The following is a 12,352-nucleotide window of genomic DNA, read 5'->3' on the forward strand; positions in this document are numbered from 1 at the left end:
ACGAACATGGTTACGAATAACCCATATACCCCCTATCAGGCCTACGAAATCGAGCCACAGGTTAACCTACGGGCCATGCTCATGCGTTACGTGCGCAACTGGCCGTGGTTCGTGCTGTCGCTGATCATAGCGGCCGGAGCCGCTTACGTCTATCTGCTCTATCAGCCCCCTGTTTATAACGTAAAGGCCAGCCTGCTGATCAAGGACGAGAAGAAAGGCATAACTGGCGAAAGCCTCATGAAGGAAATGGACCTGTTCAGCTCCAGCAAGGTGGTGGAGAACGAAATGGAAATCCTGAAGTCGTTCACCCTTATGGACCGGGTCGTCAACAGCCTGGGGCTCGACGTGCGTTACTATCATCCGACCAGTACGGTTAAGAAAGAGATCTACGCGGAATCGCCCATTCGGCTGCTCGTTGAAAAGCCAACCCCAGACCTGTATACTACGGATTTGGAAATCAGCTTCGTGGACCCTAAAACGGTGAGCCTGAACGGGAAATCATACCCAGTCAACCAGAGTACCCAAACGCCCTACGGCCAGTTGCGCGTGTTCACCCGCAAGCCCCTCAACGCTACACTAGAACCCGTTGTCGTTACGGTGTCAGACCATACGGGTACGGTGGAGGATTATTTAAAAAACTTAAAGGTTGAACCAACGGCCAAGCAATCGACCGTGCTGGTGATGAATCTGGAAGAAGCGGTGCCGGATAAAGGAGAAGCCATTCTGAACCAGCTTATTCAGGAATACAACAAAGAAGCTATTGTCGACAAGAATAAGGAAGCCAGCAATACGTTAAGCTTCATTGAAGATCGGTTGGGCCTGATCTCGGGCGAGTTATCGAGCGTGGAGAAACAGGTGGAGCTGTACAAATCAACCCAGGGCATTACCGACTTAAGCGTACAGGCTCAAACCTTTCTCTCCAGCGTAAAAGAAAACGATACGCAGTTGAATGAAGTCAACATTCGGCTGAGTGCGCTGGAAGACGTAGCACGGTATGTGCAGAACCAATCGGGCGAAAAAGGCGTAGCGCCCGCTACGCTGGGGTTTAGTGACCCGATCTTGACAGGCTTGCTGACCAAGGCCGCCGAACTGGAGATGAAGCGGGAAGAAGTGTCGCGCACCATGTCGCCGAACAACCCCTTGCTGCAATCGCTGGATAGCCAGCTAAAGACCCTGAAGGCCAGTATCAACGAAAATATTCAAACGATGCGGCAGCAGTTGACCAGCAGCCGGAGCCAGTTGATTGCCAATAACCAGCGTATGGAAGGCATGATCCGCACCGTCCCTGGTAAAGAACGGGCGCTGCTGAACATTACCCGTCAGCAGGTCATTAAAAACGGGCTCTATACGTACCTGCTGCAAAAGAGGGAAGAAACCGCCTTGTCAGCCGCGTCTACCGTTTCGGATAGTCGCACGGTGGATGTTGCCCGAACGGGGAGCAAACCGGTGAAACCGGTGAAGATGATGATTTTCGCCTTATTTGCCGCTGTGGGCTTATTGTTCCCGATCGGTGTGATCACCGCTAAAGATGCCCTAAACAACCGCATTTTGCGTCGGTCGGACGTTGAAGAGGCTACGCAGGTTCCTATTTTAGGCGAGATTGTAAAAAGCAAACAGGTATCGGCCGACAATCTGGTGTTCAAACCCCGGATGCAATCGGTAATTGGCGAGCAGATTCGGGCGTTACGTACCAATCTCCAGTTCCTGCGCTCTGACCCGGACAAAAGCCAGGTGTTGTTGTTTACCTCCAGCATTAGTGGCGAAGGCAAGTCGTTTATTTCGCTGAACCTGGGCGCTAGCCTGGCATTGGTCGACCGGACAACGGTTATTCTGGAAATGGATATGCGCAAGCCTAAACTGCACAAGAGCCTGCACATGGAGAACCGGGCGGGCTTGAGCAATTACCTAATCGGCGAGGCCACGATTGATGAGTTGCTGCGTCCGATTCTTGGTTACGAGAACTATTACATCATTACAGCTGGGCCATTACCCCCAAACCCATCGGAGTTGCTAAGCTCTCCCCGACTAGCGCAACTGTTCGAAGAGCTGAAAGCCCGCTTCGATTACGTCCTGGTTGACTCACCACCGGTTGGCTTGGTAACGGACTCCCAATTGATTGCTCCTTTTGCCGATGCAACCATGTTCCTAGTGCGCCATGATCATACTCCCAAAAACTCGATGAAAATGGTCGATGTATTGTACAAGGAACACCGCTTTCAGAAGCTAAGCATTATCCTAAACGGCGTAGGCGAAGGCGAATCCTACTATTATAACTACGGCTATGGCGACTATTACGGAGGATCAGACAAAAATCGTCGCTTAGGAGGAACCGCTTAACTAAACGTTTAGTGTAACCATTTTCTGAATTAACCTCAAATAACCACTTTACGTAAACTTAGCTTTTATGCTTAGTCTTGACTCACACTACAAAAGTTTGTACGTGTACGCTGAGCCACGGACCCGGCACAGTGAATTCACGTATCAACATCGAGGAAAACGCATATTCGATATCTGCTTCTCCTTATTAGTAATCGTATTGATCTTGTCTTGGTTGGTGCCCTTATTGAGTATTTTAATCAAACTTGATTCTTCGGGCCCTACCTTTTTTATACAGAAACGCACAGGATACCGGGGGAGCTGGTTCTACTGTTTCAAATTTAGAACGATGAAGTTTGTGCCCAATGCTAGTTTCAAACAGGCAACTAGGCAAGACAGTCGAGTAACGCGCTTAGGACGTTTTCTGAGAAAAACAAATTTGGACGAAATGCCTCAGTTTTTAAATGTACTTCTTGGAGAAATGAGTGTTGTTGGACCAAGGCCCCATCCCATAGAATTAGATGCACAATATTGGAACACATTACCCAAGTACAGGAGTCGCTACCGCACAAAGCCTGGTATAACTGGTCTAGCTCAAGCACGTGGATGCCGGGGAGAAACGGATGAGGATATAAAAATGGCACACAGGATCAAGTACGATCGGCTGTATAATCGTAAACAGTCCTTTAAGCTAGATGTCTTCATCTGCTTATTAACTATAAAGAAAATGATCAGTGATAATAAGAATGTTTATTGAGAAATACGATTATGGAAAATGCCTACCGAACCAGAAAACTATTTAATAAAGTTAATTACGCTATTGTTGATTATAATTTAGCTTCAAATGTGATAATTGAGAACGCCCTAAACCATCTTTCATTCGGAGTATCGGCTTTAGCCGTTCATGGATTGATGGAAGCATTTAATAGACCAGATTTAGAAAAAGCTCTGAGTAAAATACAACTTATAGTGCCAGATGGCCAACCTATTCGTTGGGCGCTTAACGCTTTTTTCGGCGTGGGTTTAAAGGATCGAGTCTACGGACCTAAGCTAGTACTAGATGTACTGCAAAAAGGGCAAGAGCACAAGCTAAAAGTATATTTATATGGTAGTCATATACATACGCTTATTAAGTTGAAAAGATTTATCGAGTTGCAATACCCTAGTATAATTGTGTGCGGTTTACATGAAGACCGCTTTAGAGAGGCTACAGAATTAGAGGATCTTGAAGATATTAAAAAAATTAATGATTCAGGAGCTAACATAGTACTAGTGGGTAGAGGTTGTCCAAGGCAAGAAACATGGGTTAGTAACCATGTGGGAAAGATAAATGCAGTAATGATGGCTGTTGGGGCGGCCTTTGATTTCCATGCAGGTAATGTAAAACAAGCGCCAGCATGGATGCAAAGAAACGGCCTGGAATGGTTGTACAGACTTGGCAAAGAGCCTCAACGGCTCTGGAAACGCTATCTATTTACAAATACTCACTTTATATATTTATTTTTAATAACAAAACTAAAATTAACTAATAACCAGTACTAAAAAACAATAATTAACATTACATCATCAGTCGTTTATTTCGACGACCGGCATTGAGTTTTAATTTTGATAGAATCAAAATGCCGGGAATCTATAAGTGACAATAGCACGGTAAAATAATTATTACAGGCGCACCTAGTCATTTATAAAAACAAAACTCATACAAGAATGCGTATCGCTTTAATTACCGGATCGGCCGGACTGATTGGCAGTGAAGCTGTCAGTTTTTTCGCTGATAAATTTGATATGATTATTGGTATTGACAACAACATGCGTCAATATTTCTTTGGCAATGAAGCCTCTACAGACTGGAACCGTAACCGGATGGAAGAAGCCTACCCAAACTATGTACACCGCCCGGCTGACATTCGTGAAGTAAACCAGTTGACTCCTATTTTTAAGGAGTTCGGCACAGATATTAAACTGATTGTGCATACGGCGGCCCAACCTAGTCACGACTGGGCCACCCGGGAACCGTTCACCGACTTTACCGTTAACGCCAATGGTACGCTGAATATATTGGAAATGAACCGCCAATATTGCCCCGAAGCGGTCTTTATTTTTACCTCAACTAATAAAGTATATGGCGATAACCCTAATTACCTGCCACTAATTGAAACCGATACCCGCTGGGAGATTGATGAGAGTCACCCGTATTTTCAGGATGGCATTGATGAATACATGAGCCTCGATCATACCAAACACTCGCTATTTGGTGCATCTAAAGTAGCTGCCGACATTCTAGTACAGGAGTATGGTCGGTACTTTGGCATGAAAACAGGGGTGTTTCGCGGAGGCTGCCTGACCGGTCCTAATCATTCAGGAGCACAATTGCACGGCTTTTTGTCGTATCTAATGAAGTGCGCTATTACTGGTACACAATATACCATTTTCGGGTATAAGGGTAAACAGGTACGTGACAATATTCACAGCTATGATCTGGTAAATATGTTCTGGCACTTCTACCAGAATCCACGGTCGGGTGAAGTTTATAACGCCGGAGGTGGTCGTCATGCCAACTGCTCAATGCTGGAAGCCATCGCACTTTGCGAGGAAATCTCGAGCAACAAAATGAACTACACGTACTCAGAGACAAATCGTATAGGGGACCATGTCTGGTACATATCAAATCTAAATAAGTTTAAAAAGCATTATCCAAGCTGGAACTGGACATATGACTTAAAGCAAACTATGGTTCAAATTCATGATAGCATGGTTGAGCGGTTTGCTCGGATAGTGTAATTCGTTACAGGCCTACTTTGAAAAAGCGAGTTCATACGTTAGATAGTCCAAAACAACTATATAGACTGTATAAATGAAATCAAAGGAGTCGGCTAAGTTCAAGAAAAATTTATTGTCAATGGGGCTTATGTATGCAGCGAATTATGCGCTGCCGCTAATTACTATGCCCTATGTAGCTAGGATACTTGGCCCCGATAAATTTGGTTTAGTTAACTACTCACAGGCGTATATTCAATATTTTGGGTTACTTGTTAATTTTGGCTTTGAGTTATCGGCCTCCAGACGTGTTGCCGCAAATAGGGAAGATAATAATCAGATAGAGGCTATCTTCAACGAAACGCTATTTACCAAAATAGCTTTACTACTATTAGGAACTGTACTTTTCGGCCTTATTACATTAGCGGTTCCATCATTTCGGACAGAAGCATACCTACACTCTGCTACCTTTATTACCTGTGTTGCTTATTGTCTGTATCCAACGTGGCTTTATCAAGGCATGGAGGACATGACCAAAACCGCCGTGTTTAACGTCATAATGAAGCTTTTATTTACAGGGCTAATCTTTTTGCTTGTTCATACCGAAAGCGACTATGTTTATCATAATCTGTCAATCAGCGTTGGACAGGTAGTTATTGCTTCAATTGCTTTGTTTGTAGCCATACGAAAATATGGCATTCATTTGCAAATGCCGGGGTTCGCTAAAATTATTGAGGTAATTCAGAAGTACAAGCTATTCTTTTTCAGCACGGTAGTTGTCAACCTTTACACCGGAACAAACGCGTTCATATTAGGTTTATTAGCAGCTCCAGAACACATTGGCTACTTCTCTTCGGCTCATAGAATCGTTATGATAGGATGCCTTTTCATAACGGGCGCTTTTGGTCAGGCGTTTTACCCATACATTGCCAGAGAATTCTCAGTAAGTCGAGAAAACGGAATCAAGATAGTGAGTAAGGCACTTCCACGGCTTGTTTTATTCACTGTCCTAATGTCAATCTCCATTTATTTTCTAGCGGACTTCACAATTAACCTTTTGTTTGGAAAAGCATTTAAACAGGCAGTTATTATCCTTAAAATCTTAGCCTTTCAGCCATTAATCATTAGTGTAAACAATTTACTAGGAGTTCAAACAATGCTCAACATACAGCTCGAAAGATACTTCTATCGAATAACGTTAGGAGGAGCCGTAATAGGAACGATGTTGAATTTTATACTAGTCCCTTACTTCTTCGAAGTAGGAACCGCCTATGCTTGGCTAATAACAGAATTGTTCATTTCTATATGTATGTATTTAATTTTACAAAGTAATGGCGTTAGAATTCTTCCACAAAGTTTTTCCATGATAATGAAAACTAAAGTTAGCTATCCTAAAACTATCAAGCAATGAGCACTTATTTAGTAACAAATAGAGAGTTATTAAGCTATGGCAAACCTAAGCTTGAAAAATGGGATCTCTTTTGGGTACTCCTATTGCTTTGCATTTATCAAGGCCAAATTCAATATTTTCAACCAAAAGGTTTTAACATAGTTAAGATCACGATTGCAAGCGCACTGATAATCGCCTTCTTTTTGATTATTCGTATTATAAAAAAAAGGCTTAGGAAAAATACTACTTTTTCTTTTTTCATTAACCTTTACCTAATTATATATTTATTTTATTCATTAATTACAGTATTTCGCTGCTTTAAGGTGGACGTGCAAGTAATAGCTAATCTATTAGGAAATTATTCAACAGGAATTGGATTGCTTGTACCATTGATGGTTTTTATAGGCGATAAAATTAAAAATCACGATATACTAATTCGCACAGGGTTAAAGTTGACACTTATAGGTATATTTTTGACCCCGTTAGGATTAATTAATGGAAGAATGGGTTTCTTTGCAAGCCCGTTTGTGCAAGTAAGCTATCTATTAATTCCATTTTGGCCTTATATCAATAAAAAACAAAAGCTAATAGTAGTATTAGGATTAATAGCTTGTTTACTAACTGGTTTGTTTACAGATGTTCGGTCCGTTATACTACGTGAAGTGTTAATAGTTAGCATCTACACTTTATATACTACACTTAGACAAAAATCAGTAATATCTTACTTAACTACAATTATAGCATCCTTAACTATTCTAACCTTAGTGATGTATGCTGATGATATTGTAAGTTTATATGGGCAGCGCGAAATAAATGTATTCGGTGTCAAAATCGATAACGATCAAAATAGAGCTTGGATGTATGAAGAGGTAATAACAGATTTAAAAAAAGGCAATGACATATTTTTTGGGCGAGGGGCATTAGGAAAATATTTTAGTAGTTTTTTTTACTCTGTGTATCAGCAGCAGGGTGAAAGTGCAGACGAATATAATCGTTATAATATTGAAGTAGGGCTACTAGCTTACCTTTTAAAAGGAGGAGTAGTATTACTATGTTCTACATTACTACTTTTACTTTCAGCAAGCTTTATGGCATTCTATAAATCTAAAAATTTACTAATCAAAGGCTTTGGTATTATAATTCTTTGCCACACATTAGTGATGATTGTAGAGAATCATCCGAAGCTTGGAGTTTATGACGTCATAGTGTGGTTCTTTGTTGGGTCTTGCTTATCAAAAACAATGCGAGCTAGTTTTAACCCATTTTTATCGTTAAATCCAAGAAATGTCGTGTCTAGTATAGAACCCCATGTGCCTTCTTAAGGGAAAAGCCTACTAATGCTTTTTTTAAAACTACTAATATACAAAAGGTATGAGTATTAAAAATATAAATAAAATTAACCAAACAAGAGTGTTATGGTTAACCAATTTTCCACTTTTGGAAGACCACAAGGGTCATGCAGCAAGTTGGATTACATCACTTGCTTCTTTAATAAAAAACGATGTTGCTCTAACTATTATCTCTTGGAAGCCTTCCATTAAAGAAAACATTACAATTCAGCGCGATGGTATTACTTATGTATATCTTAGAGCTCCTCGTGGCTCTATAGACTTACTAACGGGGTGTCAGTTAAAAATCAAGCGGCTTAAATCGTTTCTCAACGAATATGTATCTAATTACGATCTGATTCACATTCACGGTTCAGAAAATCAATATGTTGCTGCCTGCGCAGGATTTGACATTCCAAAAATATTATCCGTGCAAGGCATTATATCGGAATGCTACAAGATCATTCCGGAGACCTTTTCATACAGAAGGTTCTATTGGTTTTTAGCTGGTTATTATGAACGTAAGTATTGCCAAAAACTCAAACATTTTATGTGTAGAACTCATTGGGATACACAATGGGTAAAACAGCTTGCGCCAGCAGCGCATATACATAATATATGGGAAGTTATACGACCAGATTTTTTTTCAGTGACTGACAACTTTACGGCAAACACTAATTTGTTGTACGTTGGTGGTATGCAATCGATAAAAGGATTTAGAGAGTTATTAATAGCTTTCAATATTGTTAAGGTACAGCATTCTTCTATCAAGTTAATAATACTAGGTTCCAAACCGGCCAATCTTAATAAGGTTAAGCGTTTTTTAAAACGTGACCGCTTAACAAATATTTCGCTAGAAGATCTCGATTTTCGGGGGATGCAAGACGTACCGGGCATGATCAAAGCTTATAAAGAAAGCTTTTGTTTAGTACATCCCTCATATATAGATAACAGCCCCAACAGTGTCTGTGAGGCTCAGATTGCCGGCCTTCCAGTAATAGCCAGCAATGTAGGTGGAGTTTCATCATTAATCGAAGATGGCGTAACGGGTTTACTAACAAGCTTGGAGCCAGAGCAAATTGCTAAGCAGATAATTACATTATTGGTTAATCAAGACTTACAGCAAATGCTTTCTTCAAATGGCAGACGTATTGCACGTGAGCGGCACAGTTCAAACCGAATTAAACAAAATGTATTGAACGCTTATCATTCTACTTACGGTAAAAATACATATGAAATTGTACACAAATCCACTACGTCTCTTATTTAGAAGCTATTGGTTTTTCAGAACTAATATTACTCCAATCTATCACACAGTATGCACTAAACTGCTTTTTAAAATGAACGGTGTAGCTTATGGTAGCTTTTTTTTATCACGTGGTATACCATTAGTCAACGTGTCACTTAGAGGATCTTTTATAATTGGAGAAAATTTGACAATAAGTAATGGGCCTTACTATAGTAGAACCGGCCGGGTAAATCAATGTGAGTTTAACGTTAGCGATGACGCTAAACTTATAATTAGTGATAATGTAGGTATAAGCTCATCTACAATTACTTGTCAACATGATATATATATTGGAAATCATGTTATGATTGGTGGTAATACAGCAATTTACGACACCGATTTCCATAGTTTAAACGCAAATAATCGACTAAATTCTATAGTTGACAAAAAAACAACTAAAAAAGGGAGAGTTGTTATAGAAGATCACGTATTCATTGGAGCGCATAGCACAATAATGAAAGGGGTGACTATAGGCCATCATTCAATTGTAGGCGCTTGCTCGGTTGTCACAAAAAGTATCCCACCCTATCAAATTTGGGCAGGCAACCCGGCTCGATTTTTAAAAGAAATTAATCAGGCTCATGAAACAGTTAGCATGTGATTTAGGAGTTCAGGTTAGGGGTCATAACCTTGGTTATATCCTAAACATAGTTAAACTATTGGAACAGCATGAACTGGTCGATAGCCGAGAGATTATATTCCTCTTTAATTTAACTGTAAGTAGTTACCTTGAAAATATACATAATAAATATGTTAATATTTTATATATTAATGATGAAGAAAATACTTTACTGGAGCAGTGCCAACAGTTAACCGAACGACGAGCAGTTGAGTGGAAGCTTATCAAGAAATATGCTGGTGAGTACGCTATTGATGAGGTCATTATTTTAGAAATAGACCAGTATCAACTGTCTATTGGTTCTGAAACGACACCTTTTAAAGTCTCCGGTATATATTTCCGACCGCACTATCGTATTGAGACTATTGGCTCTGGCTTGGCCAACCGTGTTAAATATTGGCTCTGGCGACAAAAGAAACTTGCATTAGAATATTACATGTGTAGAAATAAAAGTTTGCATAACATTTATATTCTAAACGACGAACGAGCTGTGCAGGCGATGAATCAGCGAATATGTAACGTTTTTCGCTATTTGCCAGATCCAATATATAACTATGAGCCAGCTCTAATACCTATCAGCCAATTATATAATATTCCTCAAGATCGTTTCGTGTTTCTGATCTTCGGTGCCATTGATGAACGCAAAAACATCGAAATCATCTTTCAGGCATTTGCAAGATTATCACCTGAACAGGCCAGAAAAGCTACTCTATTAGTAGTAGGTCGAGTAAAGGCTGATTACAAAAAGGCTCTGGCTTCGGTGACAAACATTTTAACAAACGGCCAGCCTTCACTACAATTGATTACCGACGACCGGTTTATTGATAATAGTGAGATGGAAACCTTGTTTGCCGAATGTAATGTACCCTTATTGTTATATCGGGACTTTTTCGTCTCAAGTGGGCTACTAGGCATTGCGGCAAAATACAATAAGCCTGTCTTAAGCTCAACTTATGGGGTGTTAGGCGAACTAACCAAAAAATATCAGCTGGGTCATTGCTTATCGCCGAAAGACGTTGAAGGCATTGCATCATATTTAGTTCAACTACTTACTCAACGTTCACCCTTGCAAGTCGATGGGCAGCCTTATTACCTGTCACATACACCCAATGATTTTCTTAATAGGCTTTTCTCATTAAGTGAGCAAAACGCTAGTAACAATTATTAATAAGATTACGCAAATGAATATCTTAATAGCTGCGGTAAGCCGATATGAAAAACCTTCCGGAATTTGCCGATCAGCGGCAAATCAAGCAAATTCGCTAGCGACACATTCTGAAGTTTCACGCGTCTATTTGGCAGTAGCCGACTGGCAGGTGAACTATTATCGTAGTAATTTGAATATAATTTCTGATCGAATTGAGATTGTCCCAATAAGCATGAAGAATGCGCCAATTGCACGCAATTGGTGGTATCTAACCGGCTTGCCTGCACTTGCTAAGAAATTAAAGTGTTCACTCGTGCACCTTTCATTTCCAGCACCTACGCTTCGTTGGTTGTATTCAGTTCCTGTTGTTTCAACAGTTAATGACTTTTACCCATTTGAATTTCCTGAAAATTTTGGTTATCCTCAAGTGTACGGTAATCAACTATTTGCTAGGATTTGTATCGCTAATAGCGATGGAATTGTTAGTATATCACAACATACACTTGATCAGTTCAAAAAATATTTTCCAAAGTATAAAAGTCCTAAAACACTCATTTACCCATCGGTTGATTTTAAAGATATTGAAGCGTCTAAGCCCCGTCAACTATCTTTACAAGGCCCATATCTTCTGAGTGTTGCTCAACATCGAAAAAATAAAAACCTTGATTTGCTTATACAAGCGTTTTATGAAACTAGAGAGTCAGGAACTATTGCTGCAAACTCCTCTTTACTGATTGTGGGCAGCAACGGATCAGAGACTGAATCATTGCACCAACTCGTCCACGAGTTAAAGATATTAGATAAAGTATATTTTTTATCTGCCTTAAATGATTCAGAGCTTACTTGGTTGTATCAGAACTGCCACATCATGGTGCTTCCGTCTTCAGTTGAGGGATTGGGACTTCCGGTAGTTGAAGCATTGTATAATTCGGCAAGAGTAATCTGCTCCGACATACCGACACTGCGTGAAGTAGGAGAAGGTCAATGCCAGTTTTTTAGTCTCCAAGGTGACGTCTTGGAAAACTTGAAATTTGCATTAGCACATACTTGGAAAAGCTCTGATCGAACTAGTATCAAAGATCCTCGGTTTGACATGAGAATAATAGCAAATCAATTTGTTTCTTTTTACAGGGGTATATTGTTAGGCTCTACAGTCGCAATAGAAACCACCCCACCAGTAACTTTGCCATAGTTATTTATTCTTTGTATATTATAACCCAAGTTGTGTGGTAGTAGGTGGTTGTACAAAAAAGCATGGTCTGTGTAGTTTTAAGTCGCCAAACTTCCACTACTAACCATGCTCCACTTCGACACCGATGACTTACGCGATGTGTTCGTGTATGCAATGATAGAGGACTATCTCAAAACTTGCAACCACTCTAGCTCCACCGGCCCTTCAGCCAGCGGAGAACCGCCCAAACTGACCGATGCTGAGGTTTTGTTTGTCTTTGTGGTGGCCTGCATGGACTTTGGAGCCAACTGTCAACAAGCTATGCGCTCCATGAAA

At 40.5% G+C, this 12,352-nt stretch carries 10 protein-coding genes and 1 pseudogene; all 11 read left to right on the forward strand.

The features are described from left to right. Positions 1–6: 6 nt before the first annotated feature. Positions 7–2,337 carry a GumC family protein gene (locus ACYVBJ_RS20720; RefSeq protein ID WP_460984215.1) on the forward strand — a complete coding sequence of 777 codons (2,331 nt, stop codon included), beginning with the start codon at positions 7–9 and terminating at the stop codon, positions 2,335–2,337. 67 nt (positions 2,338–2,404) lie between these two features. Continuing rightward, positions 2,405–3,073, forward strand: a complete 669-nt coding sequence (locus tag ACYVBJ_RS20725; RefSeq protein WP_460984216.1) for a sugar transferase — start codon at positions 2,405–2,407, stop codon at positions 3,071–3,073. 11 nt (positions 3,074–3,084) lie between these two features. After that, positions 3,085–3,858 carry a WecB/TagA/CpsF family glycosyltransferase gene (locus tag ACYVBJ_RS20730; RefSeq protein WP_460984217.1) on the forward strand — a complete coding sequence of 258 codons (774 nt, stop codon included), beginning with the start codon at positions 3,085–3,087 and terminating at the stop codon, positions 3,856–3,858. Positions 3,859–4,023: 165 nt separating this feature from the next. After that, a complete protein-coding gene (locus tag ACYVBJ_RS20735; protein ID WP_460984218.1) occupies positions 4,024–5,097 on the forward strand; it encodes an NAD-dependent epimerase/dehydratase family protein in 1,074 nt (357 codons plus the stop codon). A 73-nt stretch (positions 5,098–5,170) separates the two neighbouring features. After that, on the forward strand, positions 5,171–6,484 hold the full coding sequence (locus tag ACYVBJ_RS20740) for a flippase (protein WP_460984219.1): 1,314 nt from the start codon (positions 5,171–5,173) through the stop codon (positions 6,482–6,484). After that, positions 6,481–7,785 (forward strand): hypothetical protein, encoded by a 1,305-nt coding sequence (locus ACYVBJ_RS20745; protein WP_460984220.1) that lies wholly within the window; start codon positions 6,481–6,483, stop codon positions 7,783–7,785. Before ACYVBJ_RS20740 ends, ACYVBJ_RS20745 begins: the two co-directional genes overlap by 4 nt. Before the next feature lie 49 nt (positions 7,786–7,834). After that, positions 7,835–9,061 (forward strand): glycosyltransferase family 4 protein, encoded by a 1,227-nt coding sequence (locus tag ACYVBJ_RS20750; RefSeq protein ID WP_460984221.1) that lies wholly within the window; start codon positions 7,835–7,837, stop codon positions 9,059–9,061. 70 nt (positions 9,062–9,131) lie between these two features. Further along, complete coding sequence (locus ACYVBJ_RS20755; protein ID WP_460984222.1) at positions 9,132–9,680, forward strand: acyltransferase; 549 nt, start codon at positions 9,132–9,134, stop codon at positions 9,678–9,680. Then, entirely contained in the window at positions 9,661–10,866 is a 1,206-nt protein-coding gene (locus ACYVBJ_RS20760) for a glycosyltransferase (protein ID WP_460984223.1), read from the forward strand. The genes ACYVBJ_RS20755 and ACYVBJ_RS20760 overlap by 20 nt, the downstream gene beginning before the upstream one ends. A 13-nt stretch (positions 10,867–10,879) precedes the next feature. Next, positions 10,880–12,037, forward strand: coding sequence for a glycosyltransferase family 4 protein (locus ACYVBJ_RS20765; RefSeq protein WP_460984224.1), 1,158 nt, complete (start codon positions 10,880–10,882; stop codon positions 12,035–12,037). Positions 12,038–12,142: 105 nt separating this feature from the next. Beyond that, positions 12,143–12,352 (forward strand): annotated as a pseudogene (locus ACYVBJ_RS20770) (IS982 family transposase); the annotation flags it as partial.

This window comes from Spirosoma fluminis (assembly GCF_054778895.1).